The following is a 26,928-nucleotide window of genomic DNA, read 5'->3' on the forward strand; positions in this document are numbered from 1 at the left end:
ACGACGACGGCCCGCCGTCCGGGGGAGCTCCCTCCGGACGGCGGGCCGTCGTCGTGCGCCGGGGCGACCGCTCAGGCGCCGTCGGGCTCCAGGCTGCCGGCGAGGACGTCGTCGCCGTCGAGGATCCGGTAGGCGTAGCCCTGCTCGGCGAGGAAGCGCTGCCGGTGGGCGGCGAAGTCCTGGTCGAGCGTGTCGCGCGAGACCACCGTGTAGAAGCGGGCGGTGCGCCCGTCGCCCTTGGGGCGCAGCAGCCGGCCGAGGCGCTGGGCCTCCTCCTGGCGCGACCCGAAGGACCCGCTCACCTGGACGGCGACGCTCGCCTCCGGCAGGTCGATGGAGAAGTTGGCGACCTTGGACACGACGAGCACCGAGATGGCGCCCTCGCGGAACGCCTGGAAGAGGCGCTGCCGCTCCTTGACCGGCGTCTCGCCCTTGATGACGGGCGCGTCGAGACGGGCGGCCAGGTCGTCGAGCTGGTCGATGTACTGGCCGATGACGAGGACCTGCTCGCCCTTGCTGGCCTCCACGATGCGCTGCACGACACGGGACTTGGACTCCGTGGTCGCGCAGAGCCGGTAGCGCTCGTCGGGCTCGGCGGTGGCGTAGACCAGACGCTCGCTGTCGGGCAGCGTCACGCGCACCTCGACGCAGTCGGCCGGGGCGATGTAGCCCTGCGCCTCGATGTCCTTCCACGGCGCGTCGAACCGCTTGGGGCCGATGAGCGAGAAGACCTCGCCCTCGCGGCCGTCCTCGCGGACGAGCGTCGCGGTCAGCCCCAGCCGGCGGCGGGCCTGGAGGTCCGCCGTCATGCGGAAGATCGGTGCGGGCAGGAGGTGGACCTCGTCGTAGACGACGAGGCCCCAGTCGCGGGCGTCGAGGAGCTCCAGGTGCGGGTAGACGCCCTTCCGGCGCGTCGTCAGGACCTGGTAGGTCGCGATGGTGACCGGGCGCACCTCCTTGCGGGTGCCCGAGTACTCGCCGATCTCGTCCTCGGTGAGCGTCGTCCGGCGCAGCAGCTCGTCCTTCCACTGCCGCGCGGACACGGTGTTCGTCACGAGGATGAGCGTCGTGGCGCGGGCCTTGGCCATCGCGCCCGCACCGACGAGCGTCTTGCCGGCGCCGCAGGGCAGCACGACGACGCCGGAGCCGCCGTCCCAGAAGCCGTCGACGGCCTGCTGCTGGTAGGGGCGCAGGTCCCAGCCGTCGGTGTCGAGGTCGATGGGGTGGGCCTCGCCGTCGACGTAGCCCGCGAGGTCCTCGGCCGGCCAGCCCAGCTTGAGCAGGGCCTGCTTGAGGTTGCCGCGCTCGCTGGGGTGGACGAGGACGGTGCTCTCGTCGACGCGGGCGCCGACGAGGGGCGCGACCTTCTTGCTCCGCAGCACCTCCTCGAGGACGGGCACGTCGAGCGCGTGGAGGACGAGGCCCTGCCCGGGCGCGTCGACGAGCTGGAGGCGGCCGTAGCGGTCCATCGTCTCGGCGACGTCGACGAGCAGCGCGTGCGGCACGGGGTACCGGGAGTGCTCGAGGAGCACGTCGACGACCTGCTCGGCGTCGTGCCCGGCGGCGCGCGCGTTCCACAGGCCGAGCGGGGTGAGCCGGTAGGTGTGGACGTGCTCGGGGGCGCGCTCGAGCTCGGCGAAGGGCGCGATGGCCTTGCGGCAGGCCGGGGCCGCGGGGTGGTCGATCTCCAGCAGCAGGGTCTTGTCGCTCTGGACGATGAGGGGGCCGTCGCTCACAGGGGTCCTTCCGTCGGCGGTGCACCGGGTGCAACCGGCCCGCGGGCCCCGGGCTTCCCGTCGCCGGCCGCTCCCCGCCGCGGCGTCAGGGGAGGACGGCGTACGAGCCGGCGGTCGTGCCGGCGACGAGCACGACGACGAGGAGCACGAGGAGCAGGAGGCAGGCGGCCAGGACGCCGCCGAGCACCCACCAGCCGATCCGCGTCAGCTCGACCGCGCGCTGCGGGTCGGTCCGCACCCGCGCCGCGGCCACCGCGGCGATGATCAGCGCGGGGATGCCGGCCACGGCGAGGACACCGCTGAGGAAGCAGACCGCCGAGACGACGAGCAGGACGATGGTCGACGTCGGGGTGCGCGGGGTCTCCCCGGCGAGGTCGACCCCGCCGTCGTAGCGGCCGGGGCCCCACGCGGGCGGGCCGCCCTGCCCGGGCGGCGGGCCGTACGCGGGAGGGCCGTAGGACGGCGGGCCGTAGGTGGGGGGAGGGCCGGAGGGGGCCGGGGCGTCGTGACCGCCGTAGCGCGGCGCCTCCCCGGGGCCGGCCGGGGGCGCACCGCCCGGCCACGGCGCGGGCCAGCCGGGCGCCGACGACGCCGGCGGGGCGGGGGGCCCGTAGGGGTAGTCGGGCCGGCCGGCCGGCGAGGAGCCGCCGGCCGTCGGGCGCGGCGCGTCCCCGGGGCGTCCGTCCCCCGCGGGCCAGCCCTGCGGCTCGCCGTCGCGTCGGTCCCGCCCCTGCTCGTCGCCCGTGCTGCTCATGCCGTCGGACGTTACCGGCGTCGCGCGCGGCGGGCGCGGCCCGCGGTGGCCGCGCGACGTCCGGGTGGCCGGTGGGCGCTCAGCCCAGCTGTTCGCAGACGGAGACCGTCCGGCCGGAGCCGACGATGTCCCCGACGAGCCTGCCGTCCGCGTCGCGCAGCGCCTCGGACCGGCCGGCGTAGAAGGTGACGCCCGTCGCGCTCGTCGCGATCAGGACCCTGCCCGTCGAGATGGTCCGTGTGCCGCCGTCCGGCAGCAGCGTGTCCCGGAAGGTGCCGCCCAGGCGCAGCGTCGTCCTGGCGCCGTCGTCCACGTTGGTGAGGGTGACCTTCTCGTCGGACGAGGTGGTGACGGTCGTCGCCCCCCGCTCCACGACCTTGACCTTGCTGGTCGACTCGACCAGCAAGGGGAAGTCGCAGTACCGGCCTGCCGGGAAGGTGACGGTGTAGTCGGAAGGCTCCGGCGGCGCGGCGGCGGCCGGGGCGGCCGGCAGGGAGGCAGCGACGAGGGCGAGGGCGAGGACGGCAGGACGGCGCATCAGGACCTCCACGGCGAGGAACGGCGGGGCGGTGCGTCCCGTCGCTGCCGACGGTAGGAGTGCTCGCGCCCCTCCGTCCCGGTTTCAGAGGAGACGCCCGGTCTCCTCAGCCCGGCGTCGTCCCCGTCACGCGGTGCACCGACAGGACGCGGACGGCGCCCGTCGTGAGGTCGCGCACGGTGATGCGGCCGCCCTCGACCGAGAGCGGCTGGGCGTGCACCCGGGTCGGGCCCCCGGTCACGTCGACGACGCCGACCCACACGGGGCGCTGCTCCGCGGCGGCGCTGCGGAGCTCGGCGAGGGAGACGGCGGGGTCCGCGGGCGGCACGAGGGGGGCGCCCGGCGGCGGCGGGGGCGCGGCGGCGGCCACCTCGTCGCCGGCCCGCAGCGCCGCGACGACGCTGCGCGCCGTCGTCTCGTCGGGGGCGGCGTGCGCCGGGGCCGCACGGGGCAGGCGCCGGGGCGGCGTCCGGTGCACGGTCGGCCGGTCGAGCACGAGGCTGCCGTCGCCGGACTCGGCGGCGGGCGCGAGGCCGAGGAAGCGCAGGACGCGGAGCACCTCGGCGGCGTCCGCGCGGGCCACGAGGACCGTCGGCGCCAGGCGCCGCAGGCCCAGCGGGGCCGCCCGCCGCTCGGCGAGGAGCTCGGCGAGCACGGCCTCGTCGTCGCTGCGCAGGTAGGCGCCGGCGGAGCCGACGCGCACTCGTCCGTGGCGGCGGGCGACGTCGCGGACGAGGTACTCGAGCGGCTGGGGGACGGGCGTCGCGGAGACGCCGGCGAGGAAGGCGAGGAGGTCGTCGGCGGTGCGCCCGGCGTCGAGGGCGCGCCGGACGGTGCCGCCGTCGAAGCGGTAGACCGTCGCCCCGCCGCGGGAGTCGACGTCGGCGGCCAGCGACAGCTCCACCTCGAGGTCGCGCTCGAGCGGTCCGGGGGCCACGGCGGTGAGGTCGGCCTGCAGCAGGACCTGGGTCACCGGCTCGGGGAGCGCCGCGTCGAGGACGGCCGCGGCGGCGGTGCGCCGGGCGACGGCCTCCGCGTCCGGCTCGGCCCCGGCGGGCGCGACGACGGTGCCGGACGGCCCGACGAGCAGCACCCGTGCGGCCTCCCCGAGGGCCCCGCCCCCGAGGACGCCGAGCCAGGCGGCCTCGGCGAGCACGGCCCCGACGAGGGCGCGGTCGCGGGCCGGCGCCCACCGAGGGCGCAGCCAGGCCAGTCGGGCCGCGAGGGCCTCGGCGTCCGCCGCGGCGCCGGTGTCGTCGTCCTGCGGCAGCCCGGCGAGCGTCTCGAGGAGGAGGGCGCGGACGACGGGCGCCTGCGGCCGGGCGACGGCGTCGGAGAGCGCCGCGCGCGCGCTGCCCCGGTCGTCGCGGGCGCCCACGAGCGAGGGGAGGCGCGGCATGGCCGTCCACGCCGCGGCGAGGGCGGCCCAGCGCTCGCCGGGCGTCCCGGCGGCCCACGTGTCGTAGCGGGGGGTGGGCGCCCAGGCGGCGTCCGCCTCGCCGTCCTCGGCGACGAGCCCGGCCGCGGCGGCGACCTCGACGACGAGGGCGGCCGTGCCCGCGTCCACCTCCAGCTCCGCGGCGGCGCGGGCGAGCTCGCGGACGCCGAGCCCGCCGGCGCGCAGCAGCGGCACGGGCCGCGCGCCCCACGAGCGGCCGAGGGCGTCGACGAGGCGGACGGCCTCGGCGGCGGCCCCCGCGGCGAGGGCGTCCCGGCGGGCCGCGGGCACCGGACGGGTCGGCGGCACGGGCGGCTCGAGCGCGGGCGGCTCGCGCAGCGCCCGGCCGTCGCGGAGCGCGAGCCCGAGCTCGCGGGGGAGGACGACGCGCGTGTCGCCGACCGGCACGAGGAGGGCACGGGCGAGCAGCCAGTCCAGCGGCGCGGTGGTGGCCGGGTCCTGGTCGGCGGCGGGAGGGAGGTCGCGGCGGGCGCGGCTCACCTGGCCGACGGGGCCGCCGTCGTCGAGCCGGGAGAGCAGCTCGCCGGTGCCCTCGGGGGCGCCGGCGAGGAGGTCGGCGAGCGCCGCCGGGTCGGACAGCCGGGCGGAGACGGCCGCGGGCCCGTCGGTGGGCGGGACGCCGAGGAGGTCGGCGAGCGCCTCCGCGCGCGGGCGGACGAGCGGCACCTGGTCGAGGAGGTCGGCGAGCGCCGGGCCGAGGCCCGCCGGGTGCGCGCCCAGGGCGTCGCCGAGCACGCCCACGGGCACGTGCTCGCGCGGCGTCCCCCACAGCAGCGCGAGGCGTCGCAGGTCCGCGAGCAGGGCGGAGGTGCGCGGGCGGGTGAGCCCGGTGGCGGTGGCGACGGCGGTCGCGGTGGCCGCGCCGTCGCGGGCGGCGACGACGAGCGCCGCGGCGAGGACGTCGAGCTCGGCGCGGCTGCGGGCGTCGACGGCCCGCTGGACGCTGTGGCGGGTGCTGGCCCGGGCGGCGAGCGCGCCCGAGCCCGGCGGGGCCGGCACGGCGAGGTCCGGCCGTGCGCGCAGGAGCGCGACGAGCTCGTCGTCGTCGCGGCCGCGCAGGTCGTCGGCGAGGCTCCGGGGCCGCGCGCCCGGCCGGGCGCGGGCCGCGGGCGCGGGGGAGGTCTCGGGCGGCGGCATCCGCTCCACGCTAGGCGAGCCGGGGTCGGACGGCCCGCCGGTGGCGGCGGGCTCGGCCGGCCCCGGCGTCGGACGCGCGACGGCCCGCCCCGGCAGGAGCCGGGACGGGCCGTCGGTGGTGCGGTGGTGCGTGTCAGTCGACCGTCACGAAGGTGCGGCGCTGCGTGCCGGCGTACCCGACGACGGCCAGGTGCGGCACGTCGGCGGCGAGCCCGGTGTAGGAGATCGTCACCGGGACGGCCCGGCCCACAGGACCCTGGACCGGGTTCGGCGACAGGGTCGCGTTGCCCGTCGGGCCGTTGAGCAGGAACGTGTCGAGGCGGAAGTCGCCGCCCGTGGCGGCGACGTCGTAGCCGTCGACGACGAGCCGGTAGGTCCCGGCGGGGACGTTCCGGACGTCGATGCGCTCGTCGGCGGAGCCGGTGGCCGACTGCGCGAGGACGCGCGAGCCGTCGGCCGTCTCGAGGAACAGGTCGAGGTCGACCGAGCCCTCGCCCGCCACGAGGTCGGCGCGCATGTGCTGCGCCCCGCCCGCCGGCACGACGACCTGCTTGACGAAGTCCTCGCCGCCGCGGGCGAGGGTCCCGCTGTCGCGCTGGCCCGGCGTGAAGCCGTGCTGGACCGTCATGGCGACCGGGGCCGTCTGGCCCGGCGACACGGAGAACGTCGTGCTGCCGGCCTCGACGGAGCCGGTGACGTCGGCCGGCACCGAGGCGCTGACCGGACGGGCCGCCACCGGGATGCGGGCGCTGACGCCGCCCCGGCCGGTCCAGGTGAGGGAGCCCGCCGAGTAGGCATCGGCCGGGGCGGTGGTGCGGACGACCCGGACCTGGAAGGTCTTGCTCTGGCCGGCCTGCGTGAAGTTGAGCACCGGCGGCGTCACGCGGGTGGTGAAGCCGGGCATGTCGACCGACGCGCGGTAGATGCCCGGCGTCGTGGCCGTGACCGTGCGGGTGACGGTCTCCCCGCCGAGGAGCTCGCCGACCGCGATGGACGGGCCGTTGAGCTGCGTCGGGTCGATCGGCTCGACGCCGTCGACGAGGTCCTGGCCGCTGCTGCCCTCGAGGAAGGACAGCCAGTCGTCGAGGTCCGACTCGTAGACAAGGCCCGGCTCGAGGAAGCGGGTCGGGTCGACGTGGCCCGCGCCCTGGGTGAAGCGCGAGCGGTCGGTGGACCCGTCGTCGTTCTTGAGGTCGTAGGCCGTCGTCATCATCGCGGACTTGACCGCCATGGGGGACCACTCGGGCTTCTCGCCCATGATCAGCGCCGCGAGGCCGGCCACGTGCGGGCTCGACATCGAGGTGCCGGACAGGAAGTTGAAGCTGCGGCCGCTGTTGCTGCCGGGCGCGCTGGCGGCGAGGACCCCGACGCCGGGCGCGGAGATGTCCGGCTTCAGCAGGTCGCCCGCGTGGGCGAGCGCCGGGCCGCGGCTGGAGAAGCCGGCGACGACCGGCGTCGCGAGCGGCGCGAGGTCGGTCTGGTCGCCCGGCAGGAGCGCCGTCGTGGCGCCCTCGGTGGCGGCGTAGGCCTTGATCGCCGCGCCGGCGACCTCGTCGACGTGGACCGTCGGGATGACGTGGACGTCGGAGTCGAGGCTGCTGGGGCTCGTGTTGGCGAGCACCATGCCGACACCGCCCGCGTCGCGGACGACCTCGGACTTCTCGGTGCGGGCGTTGACGCCGCGGTCGCAGACGACGACCGACCCGGCGACCTCCGCCGGGTCCAGCGTGCCGGGCTGGCAGAGCACCGCGGACAGTCCCGTGGGGGGCGTCGCCACGGCGACCGCGGTCGCCAGGCGGAGCGGGGTCTGCTGCGGCAGGCCGGTCTCGCTGACCGAGGAGCCGCGGTAGAGCTCGCCGTTGCCCAGCTCGACGGTGCCGTAGTAGTTGAAGTGCGTGCTGGCGGCGACCGTCGTCAGCCACGGGCTGTTGTGCGCGACCGTCGAGACGCCGGGGCCGGAGTTGCCCGCGGAGGCGGCGACGAAGACGCCGGACGCCGCCGCGGACATGAAGGCCAGCTCCACCGGGTCGAGCGACGTCGTCGTCGAGCCGGAGATGGAGAAGTTGAGGACGTCGACGCCGTCGAGGACGGCCTGGTCGATGGCCGCGACCGAGTCGGTCGTGAAGCACCCGCCCACGTTGGGCAGGGAGCTCGAGTGGCAGACCTTGTAGACGGCGACCTTGGCCGCCGGCGCCATGCCGGAGGCGAGGCCGTACTCGGAGCCGTCGACGACCGCGGGGACGTCGAGGTTGCCCGCCGCCGTGCCGGCGGTGTGCGAGCCGTGGCCGTCCGCGTCGTAGGGGGAGAGCTCCTCCTCGCTCGTCCAGTCCTTCTGCGCGACGTTGGCGGCGAAGCCGTCGGAGAAGTGCTGGGCCGAGACGAGCTTGCTGTTGCACTGGTCCGCGGAGAAGCGGGGGCCGGTGTCGCACAGCGCGGTGTAGACGTCGCCGTCGGCCTTGCGGACGGCGATGTTGCCGTCGGCGTCGAGCCACGTGGCGCCGACCTCGTCGGAGGGCTCCGTCGACGTGACAGGGGCGCCCGCGAAGGACGGGTGGTCGGGCGTCATGCCCGTGTCGATGACGCCGACGACGACGCCCTTGCCGGACTCGGCGGTGCCGCCGAGCTCCTCCCAGAGCCCGTCCTCGCCGGACAGGCCGAGGAACTCGGGGCTGTGGATCGTGTCGACGGCGCGGTCCTCGTCGGGCGTCACCGCGAGGACGTCCTTGGCCGCGGCGAGCTCCGCGGCCTGCTCGGCGGTGAGGTCCGCGACGAAGCCGTTGAGCGCGGCGGAGAAGGACTCCTCCACCTCGGCGTCGACGGCGTCGGCGGCCTGCTCCTGCTGCTCCTCGAGGTGCGCGGTGTAGGCGCGGACGGGGGCCGAGGCCGTGGCCAGGGACTGCCCCTCCTCGGGAGCGGTCGCGGCGAGGCCGGCGGTGCCGCCCTCGTACACGGCCGCGGGCTTCTCGACCATCGTGACGACGTAGCGGCCGTCGGCGTAGTCGGCCGGGTCGGTCGACTGGGCCTTCGTCGTCGTGAGGTCGGCGACGAGCGGCGCGTCGGCGGGCGCCGGGCTGGCCGTCGCGGTGCCGGCGGCGGTGCCGACCGAGGCGGCGAGCAGGCCGAAGCCGGCGACGGCGGCGAGGGCGCGGCGGCGTCGGGCCTGCGGAGCAGGGCGTGGGGTCACGGGAGATGCCTCCTGGTGGGTGGCGATCCGGCCGGTCCGACCGGTCGTCGCGCTGCCCGGGCGCGCCCGGACGTCGCAGAGGGTGACGCCGGTCGGCATCACCCTGTCGGCCCATCGGACCCCGGGGGCGCGAGGAGGGTCAAGGCTTCCGCCCGCATTCCGGCATGTTTGTCGTCACATCTCGGTCACGAACCGTTACCCGAGGTGATGGTGGGACGTCACCGGGCAGCCGTCGGGCGGCCGAGGGACGGTCGTCGGGACGGCTCCGGCGGCGCCCGTACGGTGGCGACGTGCCGACCTCCGCCGTCCCCGTCGTGGGCTTCGACCTCGACCAGACGCTCGTCGACTCGGGCCCCCGCATCACGAGCTGCCTGCGGGCGGCCCTGGCCGAGGTGGGCGTGCCCCTCGACGACGCCGTCGCCGAGGCGTCCCGCGGCCTGCCGCTCACCTCGACGGTGGCGGCGCTGCTGCCCGCGGGCGCCGACCCGGCGCTCGTCGCCGACGTCGCCGCGCGCTACCGGGCGCAGGACCGCCGCCCCGACGGGGAGGGCGGGCACCCGCTCGTCGGGCCGATGCCGCACGCGCGCGCGGCGCTCGAGGCGGTCCTCGCCACGGGTGGCCGCGCCGTCGTCGTGTCGGCCAAGCGGACGGAGGCGGTCGGCCGGGTCCTCGTGTGGGCGGGCCTGGACGACCTCGTCGCCTCCGTCACGGGTGACCTCTTCGGCGTCGCCAAGGCGGAGGCGCTGCGCGCCGAGGGCGCCGGCGTCTACGTCGGCGACCACCCGGCCGACGTCGAGGCGGCCCGCGCCGCCGGGGCGCTGGCCGTCGCCGTCACGACGGGCGCGCACGGGACCGCCGAGCTGGCGGGCGCCGACGTCGTCCTCGACGACCTCGGCGCCCTCCCCGGCTGGCTCGGGGGGCTCAGCGGGGGGCGGCCGGGAGCGCCGACGACGGCGCCCGCCGCGCCCGCAGGCGGTGCCCCGCGCGGCTGACCGTGCTGCGGGCCAGCGCGTCGAGGGAGTCGACGAAGCGCGGGTCGTCGAGGAGGCCGCCGGCCTCGGCGACGACCGACAGCTCGGTGCAGCCGAGGAGGACGACCTCGGCGCCGTCGGCGAGCAGGCCCTCCGCCACCGCGAGCAGCCCCGGCAGGTCGACCGGCGCGCCGGCCTTCACGCCGTCGTAGATGACGCCCGTGACGACCGCCTGGCCCGCCGCGTCCGGCACGAGCGCGCGGACGCCGGCCGCCTCGAGGGAGCGCTGGTAGACGCCCGAGGCCACGGTCCCCTCGGTGGCGAGCACGCCCGCCGCCCGCAGGCCGGGCCGCCGGGCGACCGCGGCCGCCGTGGTCTCCCCGACGATGCTGACGACCGGGACGCCCACGGCCGCCTCGATCTGCGCCGTGTAGTGGTGCGCGGTGTTGCAGGGGACGACGACGAAGCCGGCGCCGAAGCGCTCCAGCCGGGCGGCGTCCGCGGCCATGACGGGGCCCGGGTCCTCGTCGGACGTGCCGAGGATGTGCGCCGTCCGGTCGGGGATCGTCGCGTGCTGGAGGACGACGAGGTCCACGTGGTCCTGGTCCCGCTCGGCCTCGGTGAGCCGGACCACGGCGTCGAGGAAGGCGACCGTGGCCAGGGGGCCGACGCCGCCGACGACGCCGACGAGCGGGTGCGCCCCCTCGGCGGCCCCTCCGCCCTCGGCGGCCGTCACCGCCGGCTCCTCGCCACGAGGCGGTCGGCCTCGGCGCGGGCGGCGCGCGCCGTCTCCAGGGGGTAGTGGCGGCGGAACTTGCGCACCTGGTTGAGGTGGGCCGCGGCCACGTAGCCCAGGCGCCGGGGGTCGCGCTCGGGGCCGTAGCGCAGCGGGTCGCTCGCGCGGCCCGCGCGGACGAGGCCCTTGACCTCGCGGCGGACGGCGGGGTCGGCGACGTAGCGGAGCAGCAGCGCGGGCGGCAGCACCGTGTAGAGGCGCTCGGCGTCGGGCTCGGGGTCGGCGCCCGGCGGCAGCGGGTCGAGCCCCTGGAGGTGCTCGCGGACGTACAGCTCGAGCGGGTTCTGGCCGCCCGTCGTCACGTAGTAGTTGCTGCGGCCCAGGCGGGGGTTGAGCTCGAAGAAGACGTGGCGGCCGTCGCGCGGGTCGACCTTGATGTCGAAGTTGGCGTAGCCGGTCCAGCCCACGTGCTCGAGCAGCCGGCGGGCCTGCTCCGAGACCTCGGTGTTCCGCCCGGTGATGATCCCCGCCGGGTTCCCCAGGGCGCCGGGCGTGTGCTCCTCGAGCAGCACGCGCCCGAAGGCCGAGAAGCGGACCCTCGCCTCGCGGTCGCTGTAGCAGGTGAGGATCCGCATGCCCGAGTCGTCGCCCGGGACCAGGTCCTGCACGAGGAAGGTGCCGGGGTAGCCGGCGCGCGCGAGGGTGTCGACGAGGTCGTCGAGGGCCGCGGCGTCGCGGACGGTGAAGACCTTCTGCTTGCCGGGGAAGGAGACCTCGGCGTACGCCGTCGTGCTCGCCGCCTTGGCGATGACGGGGTAGCGCAGGCCCTGCTCCGCGGCGCGGGCGGCGCCGCCCCCGCCGCCGTTCGCGCGGGCGTCGCGCGGGACGTCGACGACGGCGGTGCGCGGCGACGCCACGCCCAGCTCGGCGCAGACGGCGCCGAAGCGCTCCTTGTCGGTCATGCGGTCCAGCAGGTCGCGCTGGACGTAGGGGAGGACGAAGCGGTCCTCGAGGTGCGCGCGCTGCTCGACGAGGAGGCGGACCGCGCGGTCGGCGCTGCCGAGGAGCAGCAGCGGGGCGCCGTCGTGGGCGTCGGCCACGCGGCGCAGCACCTCGACGGTGACGGCGGGGTCCGCGGCCGCCGGCTCGACGACGTGGTCGATGATCCGCGAGTGCCGCACCGGCCCCGTGGCCGCCGTCGAGACGACGACCGTCCGGACGCCGTAGGCCTCGTGGGCGGCGCGCGCGAGGCTGTACGCGCCGATGTCGCCCCCGAGCACCACCGGCTGCACGGGCGGCGTCGACGAGGTGGGCGTCGGGGGGCGGCGCATGCGGGGGCTCTCCTGCGGGTCGGCGGTGGCTCGGCACGGGGCCTGGGCCCGGTCGGGAACGCTAGCCGCTCGCCGACGGTTAGCCTGGCGGGTGGCTGCCGCGTCGGCGGGTCGCGCCGGCGTCCCGCACAGGGGCGGTCCCGGGCGCGGCGACGACGCCGGCCGCCCGACGAGACATCACGACGCGAGGACGGGACGACGGTGCCGACAGGCAAGGTGAAGTGGTACGACGCCGGACGCGGGTTCGGCTTCGTGGCCTCCGACGAGGGCGACGAGGTCTTCCTCCACGCCTCCGCGCTGCCCGCGGGCACCACGGTGTCCCCGGGGGCGCGCGTGGAGTTCGGCGTCGCCGACGGCCGCCGCGGCAAGCAGGCCCTGTCCGTGCGGGTGCTGCAGGCCCCGCCGTCGATGGCGGCCGCCGCCCGCAAGCCCGCGGAGGACATGGGCGTCGTCGTCGAGGACCTCATCCGGCTCCTCGACGGGGTGTCCACCCAGCTCCGCCGGGGCCGCTACCCGGAGCGCTCGGCGACCCGCAAGGTCGCCACCGTGCTGCGGGCCGTCGCCGACGACCTGGAGGGCTGACCGTGCCCGCCGCGACCCCGGTGCGCCGCCGCCGCGCCCCCGCCAGCGACGCCGTCCTGGCCGGTGCCGTGGAGGTCGCCCGGGCCGCCGCGCTCGAGGTCGCCGGCCGCGGGCCGCGCGGCGAGGAGCTCGTGGGCGAGCACCTCGGCGCCCGGGTCGAGGGCGAGCGGCTCATGAGCCACGACTTCGCCTGCACCGCACCCGGCTACCACGGGTGGACGTGGACCGTGACGGTCGCGCGGGCCCCCCGCGCCAAGGCCGTCACCGTCTGCGAGGCCGAGCTCATCGCGGGCGACGAGGCCGTCCTCGCGCCCGAGTGGCTGCCGTGGGCCGAGCGGATCCGGCCGGGCGACGTCGGCCCGGCCGACGTCCTGCCGCGGGTCGAGGACGACGAGCGCCTCGTGCCCGGCCTCGTCGCCACCGGCGAGGAGGACGAGGACCAGGTCGCCGAGCTCGTCCCCGGCGTCGGACGGGTCCGCGTCCTCTCGCGCGACGGCCGCCTCGACGCGGCCGAGCGCTGGTACACCGGCGAGCACGGCCCGCAGGCGGAGAGCGCCCGCGCCAGCGCCGCCGGGTGCGGCAGCTGCGGCTTCTACCTCCCGCTGCCCGGCGCCATGCGCCAGGTCTTCGGCGTCTGCGCCAACGCGTGGTCGCCCTCCGACGGCACGGTCGTCAGCGTCGACCACGGCTGCGGCGCCCACAGCGAGACGGACGTCGAGGTGCGGCGCGAGCTCGTGCCGGCGCCGGTCGTGGACGACCAGGTCCTCGACGTCGTCCCCGTCGCCTGAGCGGCACCGCGCCGCCCGGCGCCGCGGCGGCCGGTGACCCCTTCGGCTGCGCCGGGCTGACGGCCCGGGCGCTCGCGGCGTGGGCCGCCGCGCCGGACCGGCTCCGCGAGGACGCCAACGCCGAGGAGGAGCTGGCGCGCGGCGGCTACCGCGACCGGGTGCTCGTCGAGCTGGCGCAGAACGCCGCCGACGCCGCCGTCCGCGGGGGCCTCGACGGCCGCGGCCGGCTGCTGCTCCGCCTCGTCGGCACCTCCGACGGGGCGGTGCTCCTCGCCGCGGGCGACGGCGCCCCGCTCGACGCCGCCGGGACCCGAGCGCTCGCGGGGCTCCGCGCCTCGACGAAGCGCGTCGAGCCGGGGGAGGGCGTCGACCCGGTGCCCGAGGGCGTCGTCGGGCGCTTCGGCGTCGGCTTCACCGCGGTGCTCGCCGTCACCGACGCGCCGGCGCTCGTCACGGCCACGGGGGGCGTGGGCTTCGACCGCGCCCGGGTGGCTCCGCTGCTCGCCGACGCGGCGGCGGGCGACCCGACCGGCGCGCTGGCCGACGAGGTGCGTCGGCGCGCGGGCTCGCTGCCGGTGCTGCGCACCCCGGCCCCCGTGGACGCCGGCTCGGTCCCGGCGTCCGCCGACGTCCGGGCGCTGCTGGCCGACGGGTGGTCGACGGTCGTCGTCCTGCCGCTGCGGCCCGACGCCGTCGCGGCGGCGCGCCGGCAGCTCGACGACGTCGACGACCTCCTGCTCCTGTCGCTGCCGGCGCTGTCCGAGGTCCGCGTGGAGCGGCCGGACGTGCCGCCGCGGGTGGTCCGCGACGTCGCCGAGCGCTGGCACGTGCTGCGCCGCAGCGGGTCGCACGAGGCGGCGGCGCTGGCGGGACGTCCGGCCGAGGAGCAGGCGTCGCGGCGGTGGGCGCTCGCGTGGGCGCTGCCGCGGCGGGCGCCGGAGCCGGTGGACGCCTGGGCGGCGGCGCTGGGGGCCGTCGCCGGCGGTGCCGTGGCTGGGCCCGGCGTCGTCTTCGCGCCGACGCCGACCGACGAGCCGCTCCCGTGGGCCGCGGTGCTCGTCGCGACGCTGCCGCTCGAGCCGACGCGGCGGCACGTCGAGCCGGGGCCCGCGACGGACGCCGTCCTGCACGCGGCGGCGGCGGCGTACGCCGACCTGCTGGGGGAGAGGGCGGCCGACGACGCCGCCGGCCCCGCCGGCCCCGACGTCCTCGACCTCGTGCCGGTCGGTCCCGTGGGCGGGTGGCTCGACGCCGCCTTGCGCCGCGCCCTCGACGACGTCCTGCCCGACGTGCCGCTCCTGCGACCGGCCGGGGGGAGCCCGCTCCTCCTGGCGGGACGGCGGGCGCTGGCGCTCGAGGAGGGGGGCACGGAGCCGGACGCGGCGGCGCTCGGGGCCCTCGCCGTCGCCGAGCCGGCGCTCGTGGCGGCGCCCCGGCGGCACCGGGCCGCGCTGGAGACGCTCGGGGTCGGGCGGCTGCCGCTGGCCGACCTCGTCGACGGCTGGCCCCTCCCGCGGCCCGGCGACGACCTCGCGGACCCGCTCGGTGACGAGCCGTCCGGTGGCGCAGGCGGTCTCGCCGGGTGGCGGGCCCTCGCGGCGGCGCTGGCCCCGCTCGCGCTCGACCAGCGCGCCCGCGAGGCGCTCGCCGGGCTGCCGGTGCCGCTCGTGGGCGGGCGGTGGGTGCGGGGGTGCCGCGGCGCGCTGCTCGGCGGTCCGGCGGCCGACGCGCTCGTCGCGGCGCCCGACGACGGCGACGGGGCCCGGGACGCCGTGGCGACGCTGCTCGCCGAGCACGGGCTGCGGCTCGTCGACCCGGCCGCGGCCGACGACCCCGCGGCAGCGGCGCTCCTCGAACGGCTCGGCGCCGTGCCCGCGGGCGCGGCGGCCCTGCTCGACGACCCGGCGACGGGCGTCGCCGTCCGCGCCGTCGCGGACGCGCTCGTCGACGACGAGCTCGACGACCTCGTCGCCGGGCTCGCCGCGGGCGCGGACGCCGACGACGTCGTCGACGCCCTGGCCGACGTGGTGCTCGGCTGGCTCGCGGCGGACGGCGACGACCGCGACCGGGACGCGGCGCCCGTCGGCGTCGTCCCCGGGCGCCGCTCGTGGCTGCTCGACCTGCCGCTGCGCGACGTCGACGACGAGCTCGCCCCCGCCGGCTCGCTCGTGCTGCCGGGGTCGCGGGCCGAGGAGGTGCTCGACCCGGACGAGGTCGTCCCGGTCGCGGACGAGCTCGTCGCGCGGTGGTCGGCGGCGGTGCTCGTGGCGGCGGGCGTCACGGCGTCCGCGTCGGTCCTGCACTGGCCCGCCGTGGACCTCGACGACCCGCCCGAGGAGCTGGCGGACGCCGCGGGCTCCTGGCTCGACGACGTCGCCGACCGCACGGGCGAGGCCGGCGGGTGGGAGGTCGAGGAGGTGGCGCTCGTCCGCGACCTCGACCTCGTGCGCGGGGGAGGCGGTCGGGCCGACCGCGTCGTGGGGCAGGTCGCCGCGGCGCTCGACGCCCCGGCGGCCCGGGACGTCCTCACCGCGGAGGTGCGGCTGCGCGGCCCGGCGGGGGAGACCCTCGTCGTCCCGTCGCCGACGGCGTCGCTGCTGCGGCGGGCGGTCCTGGACGTCGACGCGGGACCCGTCGCGGCCGACGACGCCGACGTGCACCTCCGGGCGCTGCTCCCCCCGGCGGGCGGGCCGACCAGCCGGGGCGCGCTGCCGCCGGCGTGGGCTGCTGCCGCCGGCGTCGTCCGCGCCTGGTCCGAGCTCGACGCGCGGACGTGGCCGTCGCTGCTCCAGGGGTCGGCGGCGCTCGCCGTCCCGGGCGCCGGTGGCTCGGCGGAGGCGTGGCTGGTGGCGTGGCGCCACCTGGCCGCCTGGGCGGCGACGGCCCCGGACGTCGCGGACGCGCGGTGGACGGGCGACCTCGTCGGCCTCGGCGACGGCGTGTCGACGCGGGACGGCCCGGGCGGCGCCGTGCTCGTCGACGACCCCTTCGCCGTCGCCCACCCCGCCTGCGCGACGTCGGTGGTCGTCCCGCGCGGGTCGGCCGCGACGGTGGCCGGGCTGCTGGGGCTGGAGACGGTCGCCGACCGGCTGGACCCGGACGCCGTCGACCCGCACGTCGTGGTCGACGGCGGTCGCGAGGTCGACGTCCCCGCCGCCGTCCGCGCGGTCCTGCGCCTGGCCGGGGGAGCGGACGCCGGCACGGTGCGGCTCCGCCTGCACGACCGTCTCGTCGTCGCGGGGGAAGTCGTCGACGCGTGGGTGGTCGACGGCGACGGCCCCGAGCCCGCGGCACCGGTCGCGCACGGCACCGACGCCCGCTCCGCCGGGCGAGCGCTGGCGTGGGCGGCCGGCGCCTGGGGAGCCCGCTCGGCCGTGGTCGAGCTCCTGGTCGAGGCCGGACTGCCGGCAGGGTCGAGGCCGGCGCCGGGATGGCGGGCGCTCGTCGACGCGGCCTTCGACGCCTGACCAGCACGAGCCGAGGGGCACAGGGCCTCGCCGTACGAGGTCCTCTCATCAGGAACGTCACCGGACGGGTCTCTCGGGACAGGGCGTCGAAGCCCCCAGCGCCGCCTCGCCGGACGGCAGCAGCGTCCCGTACAGGGGTCGGCTGCTGTGACGGCTGGACGGGCTGAGGTCCTCGGCTTCTCGGTGATCGCTCAGCGCCGCCAGAGCAGGTGGTGAACCACTCCGCTGGGACTGGGGACGACGTCGTGGTGGTAGCGGTCGTCGAGCTCGTCGGGGGATGTCCAGAGCCTGGTACCTGAGCCGAGCTCGAGCGGGGCGACGGCGACGTGGAGGGTGTCGACGAGGTCGGCCTCGAGGAAGGCGCGGATGGTCTGCGCACCTCCGCCGAGGCGGACGTCGCGGCCCTGGGCGGCCTCTCGTGCGTGGTCGAGGACGTCCTCGAGGGGGCCGTCGACGAAGTGGAAGGTCGTGTCGGCGAGGGTGAAGGAGGGGCGGTGGTGGTGTGTGAGGACGAAGACCGGCGTGTGGAACGGCGGCTCGTCGCCCCACCAGCCGTGCCACTCGTGGTCGGTCCACGGTCCCCGGTGCGGGCTGAACTTGTGGGCCCCCATGATCTCGGCGCCGATGCCGTGGTGGAAGTCGCGGGCGAGGTGGTCGTCGAGCCCTCGCGTGCCGCCGGGGGTGGTGCGACCGGGAAAGCTGGCGGTGGGGAAGACCCAGGACAGCAACGAGCCCGGGTCAGCGTGGCCGAAGGGCCGGTCCAGGCTCTGGTCGTCACCTGCGCCGTAGCCGTCGGCGGAGACGGTGAAGTTCTGGACCTTCAGCAGCTGCGGCATGACGCTCCTCGTGGTGGGTGCTGTGGAGACCGACGGCACTGCACGTACTCATCGCCCGGTCGCCTCCTCGATCGCCAAGGCGATGGACCGTTCGAGCGCCCCCGAGTGCGTCGGACGTCGATCGTCCTCGGGACGCTGACCAGATGGCGTCAGGCCAGCGGCGTCGCACGCCTGCTCAGCGAGGTGACGGGTCGGGCAGGGCGTAGCTCTCGCGGAGGAAGCGCGCGGTGAAGCGGTAGCCCTCGAGGTTGCCGAGAGTCTGCCCCTGGACGACGTGGCCATGGAGTCGCGCCTGCTCGTGCTCGGCCTCGAGGTAGGCAGCGCACCGCTCGGCATAGGTGATCAGCGACCCGATGACGTCCTGAGGGGCCGGCGGGGCCGTGGGGAAGCAGTCGTCCACGGCGCATCGGTAGCAGGTGACCACCTGGGGTCGCCTGTGCCCCCCTCGCCCGCGGGGGTGCCACGCGGTGGTCGTCAGCGGATCGGCCTACCGGGCCGGCCGCGCCACTCGACCTCGCCGTCGACGACGGCAGGGGTCGGGTTCATGCCGAGGCGGTGCGCCGTGACCGCTGAGGCGAGGTTGTCGGGGTGGACGTGCGCGACCAGGTCCGTCGTGCCTCTGTCGATCAACCACGCTGCGACGACCGACGCCGCCTCGACGGCCAGACGCTGCCCCTGATGACCGGTGGCGACGACCCAGGCCAGCTCGGCGCAGCGGGTGCCGTCAGCGGCCTGGCTGGTGGTCGCCTGGACGGTGCCGACGAGCCGACCGGAGCTGCGCTCCCGCAGCACCCAGTTCAGCCAGCCGTGCCGGCCGTCGGGGGAGTGGCCGCCGACCTGGCGGGCGTAGCGGTCCCGCAGCTCGTCAGGGCCGGCGGGGTGCCCACGGGTGTGGCGGTGCAGAACGGGGTCAGCAAGGGCGGTGGCTGCCTCGTCGGCGTGCTCGACGCGCAACGGCTCGAGGTCGAGCCGGGACGTCCTCAGCCCCGGCGTGGAGGGCCAGGTCGGGACGCCCACCCGCCCAGCATGGCGGGGACCTCCGAGGCTGCTCCGCACGAGGACGGTCGGCGGGACGTCGACCGGAGAGCCGTCGAGGGGCGCGCCGGGCGCACTCAAGGCCTTGCCGCGAGACGTCGATGCACCGGCGTGACCCTCGTCCTCGTCCTCACCTGCGGAGGTCTGTCGTGACCTCTTCCTGCCTGGGCTGCTCCTGCGAGTCCCCGGCTCTGACCGCTCCGGGTGAGCGGGTGGTCCTCGCGACGCAGGTCGACCACACCGCGGCTGCGCTGCGCACGGTGGCGCGCCGGAACGGCCTGAGCCTGCGGCCGTTGGCTCCGGGCCTGCTCGCGATGGACACCGACCGGGCGCAGGACTTCTTCGTCCTCGCCGGCGAGGCACTCTCCTCGGTGGAGGCCGCGGAGGTGCGGTGCGCGGTCCTGCCGAGCCGGGACCTCCCCGACGTCGCGCTGCTCAGCCAGGCCCTGCGCGCGCCCACGTTGGCGACGGCGGGCGCCCGCGTGGTCCACGGCGACCTGCTGCCCCTCTTCGCCGACGAGGGCGCGTGCTTCCACGCCGTCTACCAGCCGATCGTCAGCCTGCCCGGGCGCGACCAGGTCGGGGTCGAGGCGCTGCTGCGCGCGACCGCCCCGGACGGGCGCGCGGTGACGCCCGACGAGCTCTTCCCCGCCGCCCACGCCGCCGGCTGGACCCACCTGGTCGACCGGGTGGGGCGCACGACTGCGCTGCGCGACGCCGGCGGCTGGCTGCCGGCCGACCAGATGCTCTTCATCAACTTCATCCCCACCTCGATCTACCGGCCGGAGGTGTGCCTGCGCACCACCGAGACCGCCGCCCAGGAGGCGGGGATCGACCTCGGGCAGGTGGTCTTCGAGGTCACCGAGGGCCACCACGTCCGTGACGTCGACCACCTGGAGCAGGTGTTCGGGTACTACCGCTCGCACGGCTGCAAGGTCGCCCTCGACGACCTCGGGTCGGGCTACTCCTCGCTCAACATGCTGGTGCGCCTGCTCCCGGACATCGTCAAGCTCGACAAGGACCTGGTCCAGGCCCTGCCGCACCCGACCTCGCGCGCGGTGGTCACCGCGATCGTCGACATCACCCACTCCTACGGCGGCCGCGTCCTCGCCGAGTGCGTCGAGACGGAGGAGCAGGCCGAGGTGGCCACCGACCTGGGGGTCGACCTCGGCCAGGGCTGGCTGTTCGGGCGCCCCCGACGGCCGTCCGAGGCAGCCGGAGGTGTCCGACCGGCTCGGACGAAGGCTGCTCGGGCCCGTGTCCCCGCCCCGCGGGCCGTGGACGACGGCGCCGTCCCGGCCCCCGACCCCAGCCGACCGGACCCGGCCGTCGCGGTGGCCGTGCCGCCCGGCCTCGACGAGGTGAGCCCGGGGCCGACGGGGATGTCGGAGCTGCTGGTGCGGGCTGTCGACACCGGCGTGAACGCCGTCGTCGTCGCCGACCTCCAGGCGCCGGACCACCCCATGCTCTACGTCAACCCCGCCTTCGAGCAGATGACCGGCTACAGCGCTGCCGAGGTGGTCGGCCGGAACTGCCGGATGCTGCAGGGCGAGGGCACCGACCCCGCGACGGTGCGCGAGCTCTCGCTCGCGATCGGCCGCGGCGAGGAGCACCGCTGCGTGATCCGCAACTACCGCAAGGACGGCACGCCCTGGTGGAACGAGCTGCACCTCTCGCCGGTGCGTGACCGGGCGGGTGCGTTGACGCACTACCTGGGCTACCAGCACGACGTCACCACCCGGATCGAGACCGAGGAGGCGCTGGCCCGCCAGGCGACGTGCGACAGCCTGACGGGGCTGGCCAACCGCAACCACCTCTTCGCCGGGCTGCAGGCCGCGCTCGACGACGCGGTGCGCACGGACCGGGCGGTGGCGGTCCTCTTCGTCGACCTGGACGCGTTCAAGGCCGTCAACGACACCCACGGCCACGCCGCCGGCGACAGCGTCCTGGTCCAGGTCGCCCAGCGGTTGCGCGCCGGCCTGCGGAGCCAGGACCTGATCTGCCGCAACGGCGGTGACGAGTTCGTCGCCGTGCTCGCCGACCTCGACCCCCTCGACGCCGTCCGGGTCGCCGAGCGTGCCGCCGCGGACATCACCGCTGCTCTGCGACGCCCCTTCGTGGTGGGAGCCCGGGCGATCACCCTCGGCGGCAGCGTGGGGGTCTCGGTCCACCCCGACCACGGCACCGGGGCCGACCAGCTGCTCGCCCTGGCCGACGCCGACATGTACGAGGCCAAGAAGGGCCGTCGGGAGGCGCCGGTCCGGTAGACCGCCTCCGACCACGACGGGGACGCCGCCGTCGGAGGCAGCCGGCCGGCCGATCGCCCAGCGGCTCGGCCCAGCGGCTCGGCCCCGGGACGGCGGCGCCCGGCCGGGGGTGCCGGACGGCGACGGGTGGTGGGACCGTGGCTCGTGCCGTCGTCGACCCCGGGGGAGCGGCGCTCGAGCGGAGGCAGGTCCCCGGCCGGCCGGCGGAGGTCGGCCGTGGTGCTGTGCGCGTCGTCCACCGCTCTCGTCGTCGCGACGGGTGTGCTCTTCGCCGCCGACCTCGTCGACGAGGGGTGGGTGGTCACGGGGTACCTGCTCGGCGCACCGTTGCTGGTGTCGGTCACCGCCCTCGTCGGTGCGCTGGTGGCGCGGGCCGCCCCGGCTGCTCTCGTCGTGTCCGTCGCGGCCGCAGGGTCGCTGGCGTGGGCCGTCGTCACGGTGGCCGGGCTCGGCCTGTACCTGCTGCTGCCTGCCCTCGTGCTCTGCGCTGCAGCGGTGCTGCTCGTCGTCGCAGCCGTGGAGGAGACGCGCGGCCGCTCGTCGCCCCGGCGGCCCTGAGGGCGCCGGGAGGCGGGGAGGCGACGACCCGCGGCGGTGCACCCGACCGGTGGGAGGGTTGACCGATGAGCGAGGGAGCCTCGGGGCCGACGCCCGGGAGGGCCGTCGTCGTCTTCGACCTCGACGGCACGTTGCTCAGCGGGGACGCCTTCGCCCTCTTCCTCGTCCACCTGCTGCGACGCCCGCCCGCCCGCGCTGCCGTCGCCGTCGTCACGGCGCCGGTGTGGCTGCCCGCCTTCCTGCTCACCCCGACGAGGCTGGCGGCCGAGAGGTACCTGGTGTGGTGGGCAGCCGTCGGGATGGACGACGAGACCTTCACGGCGAGGGCGGCCCGCGTCGCCGCCGACCACGCCGGTCCGCTCTCCGGCCGCGCCACCCCGGCGGTCATCGCCCGTCTGCGGGAGCACCAGGGCCGGGGGGACCGTGTGGTGGTCGCGACCGGGTGCGCGTCGCCGCTCGCCGAGCACGTGTGCGTCGCGCTCGGCCTGGACGACGTCGAGGTCGTCGCCTCGACGCTCACCCGCACCCGGTGGGGACTCCCGCGGGCGGTGCCCGCGCGCGGGGAGGGCAAGCTGCGCGCGCTGGCCTCGGCCGGCGTGACGCTGCCCGTCGACCACGCCTACTCCGACAGCCCCACCGACCTGCCGCTGCTGCGGGCCGCGCGCGTCCCGCACGTGGTCGACGCCTCACCGCGTCACCTCCGACGCCTCCGTCGGGCCCTCGGCCCCGACGTCGACGTCATCTCCACGGCCTGAGGCGGCCTCGCCCGTCGGTGCCGGACGCCTCCCGCCTTCCGATGTGCGGCGGCTCACGTCCGCGCGACGCGCCAGAACCGGTCCTGCGACGAGCAGGCCGCGGGCACCGCGAGCTCCGGCGCCCGCGGGACCCAGGCGCCCCTCAGCTCCACCGGCGTCCCGACGGCGACGAGGGCCGTGCTCAGGTGCGCCGCCTCGATGTCGAAGACGGGCACGTAGACCTCGCCGGCGTTCGCCCCGGTGCCCCGGACGACGAGGCAGCCGTCGAGCCCGTCGACGGTGCCGGTCAGCGTGGAGTTGTCCGACGTGAGCCCGAGCCCCTCGGGCTCGTACGTCGACACCGCCAGGCCGTCCTCCCGCTCCGGCACCTCGACGACGTCGTCGCCGCGCCCGGCGACCACGCCCAGACCCGCGACGAGGGCCGCGCAGGCGAGGACCACGACGCCGGCGACCTTCCACGCGCGCCGTCTCTCGTCCGTGAGCGTCACCCGGCGACCACCTCTTAGAGCTGCTCGTCTCGAGCGCCGACGCCGATCATCATCGAGCCCGCGGCGACGCCGAGCCGGCTGGACGGGTCGCCGCCGCCGAAAGGCCTTCGCCGTACGGCCTCGGCACGACCAGGGTGGGCGCAGGTGGACGTCGGCGCGACGAGGAGGCCAGGTGGCGCACGGTGCCATGCACCCGGGGCAGGTGACGGTGACCACGACGGCGCTGGCCGAGGCGGTGACCAGGCAGTTCCCGCAGCTCCGCGCGACCGAGGTCGTCGAGGTGGCCTCGGCGGGCACGGAGATCGCGCCATACCGCGTCGGGACCTCGCTCCTCGCCCGGGTGCCGCTCGTGCCCGTCGTCGGTCGTGCGGCGAGAGCGCGGGTGGAGGCCGAGGGGCGTCACGCCCGCGTCCTCGGCGAGCGGCTGCCCGTCGCGGTACCACGCCTCGTCGGCGTCGGGGAGCCCTTCGCCGGGTACGACGGGGTGTGGTCGCTGTGGACCTGGCTCGACGGATGCTCCCTCGACCAGGTGCTGGACGACGACGGAGGCGGCTGCGACCTCGGTGCCCTGGCGCAGGACCTGGCCCGGCTCCTCAGGGCGCAGCGGGCGGTGCCGGCGGCAGGCGGGTGGAGCGGCACGGGCCGCGGCGGCCGCCCGCTGGCGGACACGGAGTGGGTGCGCTCCTCCATCCGCGCCGGTGCGCACCTGGTCGACCCGGTCGCGGCGACGAGGGTGTGGGAGGTCGCCCTGGCCGCGCCCGCGTACCTCGGGCCCCCGACGAGCATTCACGCCGACGCCCTGCCGGGGAACCTCCTCGTCGCCGACGGCCGCCTCAGCGGCGTCGTCGACATCACCGAGCCGGTGGTCGGCGACCCCGCCTCGGACCTGCAACCAGCGTGGGTGGTCTTCGACGAGCCGGAGCGGTCAGCCTTCCGCGACGCCATGGCGCTGGACGACGCCGCCTGGCAGCGGGGCCGGGGCTGGGCCCTCGAGATGGCCGTCGGAGGGCTCCACCACTACGAGCGCACGAACCCGGGCTTCTTCCGGATGGCACGACGCACCCTGCGACGGCTGGTCGACACCTCCTGAGGTGGTCGCCGGTGGTGCCCCTCAGCGTCCCGGCGTGGAGGCGTCCAGCAACCTGGTGAGCAACGCCGGCAGCGAGCTCGCGCTGTCACCCACCGGCGAGCCGACGAGGGCGGCGGCCTCCCGCGCGGGTCCCGAGAGGCCTACGTGGGCGAGGGCCCGGTCGAGGCGGTGCTCCTCGAGGTCGACCCCGGTGAGGAGCCAGTGCCCGTCGACGACGGCGACGTCGAGGACGACGTCGGTGCACCTGGTGCTCCAGCCCTCCTCCGGCTCCCGGCTGGTCGGCAGGGCCGGGAAGCGGGCCGCGAGCTCGTCGGCGGCCGCGCACCAGATCATCTGGCCGCTGCGGTCGTCGCTGCCGACCTGCCCGGGCGCGAATCCGCGCGGGACGAGGACGGCGTCGACGCCGGCCCGCAGCCGCTCCAGGGAGGGCGGCGGGAGGGCGGACACCCGCCGATTGTGACGGCTGCTGACGACGTGGGCCCGGCCCGAGCGGCCGCCCCCGACGCGGGAGCCGCGGATCCACCACGACCGGGGCGACCGCCGAGGACCGGCCCGCGTCAGGATCGGGGCGTGACGACGCCACCGGCTCCGCGAGGGCGACGGTGAGCCGCGCGCGGGGGCACGTCGGGAGAGGGCCCCGGCGGTACGGCCCCGCGGTGGGCGAGCCCCCGCCCCTCGTCGACCCGCGGCGGTGGGGCAGCCTCGTCGGGCTCGCCGGCGGCGTGGTCTTCGTCGCGAGCTACTCGTCGGCGCTGGGGCCGGTCGTGCAGCCGGTCGCCTGGGTGCTCGCGCTGGCCGGCGTCGCCACGGCGCTCGTCGGGCACTACGTCCGCCCGGTGGCCCTGGGCCCGCTGACGCGCCCCGGCCCGCCGGCGCTGCTGGCCTACCTCGCGTGCGTGGCCGGCGAGCTCGCCCTCATCGCCGTCGGCTCGCGCGCCCTGGAGGCGGCCGGCCGGGGCGACCTGCGGCCCGCGCTCATCGCCGCCGTGGTGGGCCTCCACTTCGTGCCCTTCGCCGCGGTCTTCCGCGAGCGGATGTTCCTCCACCTCGGGGTCGTCGTCGCCCTCCTCGGGGCGGCCGGCCTGCTGGTGGGCGCCCTCGGCGTCGCCCGTGCGGCGGACGCCGCGGCGGTGGTCGCGGGGGTGGTGCTCGTCGGCTTCGTCGCGGCGTACGCGCTGGGGCGCTACGCCCCGGCCGACAGAGGTCGCCTGCGGGCGACGCCCCCGGCGTAGCCGCGGGGCTTGCACCTGACGCGACGTCATGTGGTCCGGTGGTCCTCACGTCCTGCTCCCGCCGAGGAAGGCCCGCCCATGCCCTCGCCCTTCGTCCCGCCGCGCCACGTGCTCATCGGCGACGCCGCCGCCTTCGTCGGCACGACGCCGCGGGCCATCCGCCACTACCACGACATCGGGCTGCTCCCGGAGCCGCCGCGGGGCGCCGACGACCGCCGTCGCTACGGGTACGACGACATGGTCCGGCTGCTGTGGATCCGGACGATGGCCGACGCCGGTCTCGCGCTCGACGACATCCGCGACGCCTTCGACGGCGCGGCCCCCGCCGGGGACGTCGCCCGGGCCGACGCCGACCGCGACGTCGAGGACGTGCTCGAGCGGTTGGAGGCCTCCCTCGCCGCGAAGGAGGCCGAGCTGCAGCGCCAGCGGGCCGCCGTGCGGAGCATGCGGGCCCGGGGCAGCCGGACGGGCCTCCTGTCGGACCTGGTCGCCGACCGCCTCGCGCCGCTGCCCGCGGGCGCCCTGCGGGAGTCCGACCTGGACGACCTGCTGGTCACCGAGCGGATGCTCGGGCCCCTCGGGGCGGCCTTCCGCGCGAGCCGCTTCATCGCCCTGGCCACCCACCCGGACCTGCGGGAGGAGGCCGACCGCGTCGAGGCCGCCGAGGCGGAGCTCGACGACACGGTCGCCGTCGACGACCCCCGGGTGGCCGAGGTGGCCGCCGCGCGGCACGCCGTCGAGCGGGAGCTGGACGCGGTCGTCGAGCGCTCCGGCCTCGCGGCGGACGAGGAGGCCCTCTTCGCCGCCTGGGACGCGCAGCACCCCGTGCCCGCGACGGAGGGGTCCGCCTGCACCCAGGGGGAGGGCTCCATGACCCTGCTCGACGCCTCGCGCCTGCTGCCGTACGACCTGTCCCCGGCCCGTCTGCGGTGCCTCGAGCTGGCCGAGGAGCTCGCGGTCCGCGACCTGCCCGCCCCCTGACGGCGGGTCGGGGCCGAGCGGTGGTCAGACGGCGCCGGCCCCGCCCCGGGCGGTGAGCAGGAACGCGGGGGAGGACCAGTAGTCGTGCAGGGGGCGGACGGCCACGTCGGCCCAGCCGGCGTCCTCCAGCTGTCGCGTCCAGGCGCCCGCGGGCTGCTCGAAGGTGGCCCGGACCGCTCCCGGCCTCAGCTGCCCGGTGAGCACGGGCAGGAGGAAGCCCTGGGCGACGAGGTCCCGGTCGTCGGTGTACTCGGCCAGCCCCTGCTCGTAGGTCCGGGCGAGGAAGCGCACGTGCTCGGGGCTGCCCACCGCGACGTCGGGGACGTCGAACTCCACGACCGCCAGGCGGTCCACGCGGGGGCGCAGGCGACGCAGCACCTCGGTGCGCGGCCCGTGCTCCACGGTGTGGAGGGCGAAGGTCGACTGCAGCACGTCCCACGTGGCGTCCTCGCCGGTGCCGGCGGCCAGGTCGGCCGCGAGCACCTGCGCGGTGGTCGGTCGGCTGGTCACCTGCGTCCCCGAGCCGGCGGCGTCCTGCCAGCGCCCCACCTCTCGCAGGGCGGCGTCGAGCAGCGGGGCGGACGGCTCGAGGAGGTCGAGCCGCCCCGGGTGGTGCGAGGCCGCCGCGAGCGCCGGCAGGAGCGCCGTGCCGTCCCCGCAGCCGACGTCGAGCACCGAGGTCGGCCGGTGCCGGTCGTAGAGGTCGGCCAGGGCGGCGCTCACCGCGGCGTAGAGCCCCACGTTGCCGCCGCCGCGGATGAAGGCCTCGAAGGCGGCCGGCTGGTCGTAGACCGACCCGTGGCCGTCGTCGCGCAGGTGCTCGGCCAGGGCCCGGGCCAGCGGCGTGCCGCCACGGCTCACCTCCCGGCGGGCCCCGTCGACGTCGCCGACCACCAGGGCGCCCAGGGCGCGCTCCACCGACCCGTCGCTCATGGACCCATCCTCCCCGCCACCGGGCCGTCGGCGGACCGTGACGGGAGCGACGCGCAACACGGTGCGTGGC

General features: G+C 77.3%; 23 protein-coding genes. 10 read left to right on the forward strand and 13 right to left on the reverse strand.

The window, feature by feature from the left end; genetic code table 11:
* Positions 1–71: 71 nt before the first annotated feature.
* The 5 genes from EDC03_RS10835 to EDC03_RS10855 form a co-directional block, all read right to left on the reverse strand.
* Positions 72–1,736, reverse strand: coding sequence for a DNA repair helicase XPB (locus EDC03_RS10835; RefSeq protein WP_123380258.1), 1,665 nt, complete (start codon positions 1,734–1,736; stop codon positions 72–74).
* Between the two features lie 85 nt (positions 1,737–1,821).
* On the reverse strand, positions 1,822–2,490 hold the full coding sequence (locus tag EDC03_RS10840; protein WP_123380259.1) for a hypothetical protein: 669 nt from the start codon (positions 2,488–2,490) through the stop codon (positions 1,822–1,824).
* Between the two features lie 79 nt (positions 2,491–2,569).
* Complete coding sequence (locus tag EDC03_RS10845) at positions 2,570–3,028, reverse strand: hypothetical protein (RefSeq protein ID WP_148058060.1); 459 nt, start codon at positions 3,026–3,028, stop codon at positions 2,570–2,572.
* A 106-nt stretch (positions 3,029–3,134) separates the two neighbouring features.
* On the reverse strand, positions 3,135–5,624 hold the full coding sequence (locus EDC03_RS10850; protein WP_123380261.1) for a helicase-associated domain-containing protein: 2,490 nt from the start codon (positions 5,622–5,624) through the stop codon (positions 3,135–3,137).
* Between the two features lie 133 nt (positions 5,625–5,757).
* Positions 5,758–8,808: a S8 family serine peptidase gene (locus tag EDC03_RS10855; protein WP_158674272.1), complete on the reverse strand. Its 3,051-nt coding sequence runs from the start codon at positions 8,806–8,808 to the stop codon at positions 5,758–5,760.
* A 290-nt stretch (positions 8,809–9,098) separates the two neighbouring features.
* Between EDC03_RS10855 and EDC03_RS10860 the strand changes: the two genes are divergently transcribed.
* On the forward strand, positions 9,099–9,800 hold the full coding sequence (locus EDC03_RS10860) for an HAD family hydrolase (protein WP_199720165.1): 702 nt from the start codon (positions 9,099–9,101) through the stop codon (positions 9,798–9,800).
* Here the strand turns inward: EDC03_RS10860 and cuyB are convergent.
* Positions 9,730–10,515 (reverse strand): cysteate racemase, encoded by a 786-nt coding sequence (cuyB, locus tag EDC03_RS10865; protein WP_123380264.1) that lies wholly within the window; start codon positions 10,513–10,515, stop codon positions 9,730–9,732. The genes EDC03_RS10860 and cuyB overlap by 71 nt on opposite strands.
* On the reverse strand, positions 10,512–11,846 hold the full coding sequence (locus tag EDC03_RS10870) for a carboxylate--amine ligase (protein WP_123380265.1): 1,335 nt from the start codon (positions 11,844–11,846) through the stop codon (positions 10,512–10,514). The genes cuyB and EDC03_RS10870 overlap by 4 nt, the downstream gene beginning before the upstream one ends.
* 201 nt (positions 11,847–12,047) lie before the next feature.
* On the opposite strand from EDC03_RS10870, the gene EDC03_RS10875 reads away from it, so the two are divergent.
* The 3 genes from EDC03_RS10875 to EDC03_RS10885 all read left to right on the forward strand — a co-directional run bounded on the left by EDC03_RS10875 (position 12,048) and on the right by EDC03_RS10885 (position 16,683).
* Entirely contained in the window at positions 12,048–12,428 is a 381-nt protein-coding gene (locus EDC03_RS10875; protein ID WP_123380266.1) for a cold-shock protein, read from the forward strand.
* Between the two features lie 2 nt (positions 12,429–12,430).
* The gene (locus EDC03_RS10880) at positions 12,431–13,216 is read left to right on the forward strand and encodes a DUF3027 domain-containing protein (RefSeq protein ID WP_199720166.1); all 786 of its coding nucleotides are present in this window, start codon (positions 12,431–12,433) and stop codon (positions 13,214–13,216) included.
* A gap of 158 nt (positions 13,217–13,374) precedes the next feature.
* Positions 13,375–16,683 carry a sacsin N-terminal ATP-binding-like domain-containing protein gene (locus EDC03_RS10885; RefSeq protein ID WP_123380267.1) on the forward strand — a complete coding sequence of 1,103 codons (3,309 nt, stop codon included), beginning with the start codon at positions 13,375–13,377 and terminating at the stop codon, positions 16,681–16,683.
* Positions 16,684–16,874: 191 nt separating this feature from the next.
* On the opposite strand, the gene EDC03_RS10890 is transcribed toward EDC03_RS10885, so the two are convergent.
* From EDC03_RS10890 to EDC03_RS10900, 3 genes are all read right to left on the reverse strand, one after another.
* A complete protein-coding gene (locus EDC03_RS10890; protein ID WP_123380268.1) occupies positions 16,875–17,519 on the reverse strand; it encodes a dihydrofolate reductase family protein in 645 nt (214 codons plus the stop codon).
* 175 nt (positions 17,520–17,694) lie between these two features.
* The gene (locus EDC03_RS10895) at positions 17,695–17,919 is read right to left on the reverse strand and encodes a hypothetical protein (RefSeq protein WP_123380269.1); all 225 of its coding nucleotides are present in this window, start codon (positions 17,917–17,919) and stop codon (positions 17,695–17,697) included.
* A 74-nt stretch (positions 17,920–17,993) separates the two neighbouring features.
* Entirely contained in the window at positions 17,994–18,536 is a 543-nt protein-coding gene (locus EDC03_RS10900) for a GNAT family N-acetyltransferase (RefSeq protein WP_123380270.1), read from the reverse strand.
* Between the two features lie 230 nt (positions 18,537–18,766).
* On the opposite strand from EDC03_RS10900, the gene EDC03_RS10905 reads away from it, so the two are divergent.
* The 3 genes from EDC03_RS10905 (at position 18,767) to EDC03_RS10915 (ending at position 22,134) form a co-directional block, all read left to right on the forward strand.
* Positions 18,767–20,821 (forward strand): EAL domain-containing protein, encoded by a 2,055-nt coding sequence (locus EDC03_RS10905; RefSeq protein WP_158674273.1) that lies wholly within the window; start codon positions 18,767–18,769, stop codon positions 20,819–20,821.
* A gap of 216 nt (positions 20,822–21,037) precedes the next feature.
* Complete coding sequence (locus EDC03_RS10910; protein ID WP_123380272.1) at positions 21,038–21,379, forward strand: hypothetical protein; 342 nt, start codon at positions 21,038–21,040, stop codon at positions 21,377–21,379.
* Positions 21,380–21,444: 65 nt separating this feature from the next.
* Positions 21,445–22,134 carry a haloacid dehalogenase-like hydrolase gene (locus EDC03_RS10915; protein WP_123380273.1) on the forward strand — a complete coding sequence of 230 codons (690 nt, stop codon included), beginning with the start codon at positions 21,445–21,447 and terminating at the stop codon, positions 22,132–22,134.
* 53 nt (positions 22,135–22,187) lie between these two features.
* Here EDC03_RS10915 and EDC03_RS10920 read toward each other — a convergent pair whose 3' ends face one another.
* Entirely contained in the window at positions 22,188–22,622 is a 435-nt protein-coding gene (locus tag EDC03_RS10920) for a hypothetical protein (RefSeq protein WP_123380274.1), read from the reverse strand.
* A 172-nt stretch (positions 22,623–22,794) separates the two neighbouring features.
* Here EDC03_RS10920 and EDC03_RS10925 point away from each other — a divergent pair, with 172 nt between their 5' ends.
* Positions 22,795–23,712 carry a phosphotransferase gene (locus EDC03_RS10925; protein ID WP_123380275.1) on the forward strand — a complete coding sequence of 306 codons (918 nt, stop codon included), beginning with the start codon at positions 22,795–22,797 and terminating at the stop codon, positions 23,710–23,712.
* Between the two features lie 21 nt (positions 23,713–23,733).
* On the opposite strand, the gene EDC03_RS10930 is transcribed toward EDC03_RS10925, so the two are convergent.
* A complete protein-coding gene (locus tag EDC03_RS10930; protein ID WP_123380276.1) occupies positions 23,734–24,159 on the reverse strand; it encodes a hypothetical protein in 426 nt (141 codons plus the stop codon).
* A gap of 209 nt (positions 24,160–24,368) precedes the next feature.
* On the opposite strand from EDC03_RS10930, the gene EDC03_RS10935 reads away from it, so the two are divergent.
* Both EDC03_RS10935 and EDC03_RS10940 read left to right on the forward strand, forming a co-directional pair.
* A complete protein-coding gene (locus EDC03_RS10935; RefSeq protein ID WP_123380277.1) occupies positions 24,369–24,944 on the forward strand; it encodes a hypothetical protein in 576 nt (191 codons plus the stop codon).
* A 78-nt stretch (positions 24,945–25,022) separates the two neighbouring features.
* Positions 25,023–25,925, forward strand: coding sequence for a MerR family transcriptional regulator (locus EDC03_RS10940; protein WP_123380278.1), 903 nt, complete (start codon positions 25,023–25,025; stop codon positions 25,923–25,925).
* 24 nt (positions 25,926–25,949) lie between these two features.
* On the opposite strand, the gene EDC03_RS10945 is transcribed toward EDC03_RS10940, so the two are convergent.
* A complete protein-coding gene (locus EDC03_RS10945) occupies positions 25,950–26,858 on the reverse strand; it encodes a class I SAM-dependent methyltransferase (protein ID WP_123380279.1) in 909 nt (302 codons plus the stop codon).
* Positions 26,859–26,928: the final 70 nt, after the last annotated feature.

This window comes from Pseudokineococcus lusitanus (assembly GCF_003751265.1).
GTDB classification, from domain to species: Bacteria; Actinomycetota; Actinomycetes; order Actinomycetales; family Quadrisphaeraceae; genus Pseudokineococcus; species Pseudokineococcus lusitanus.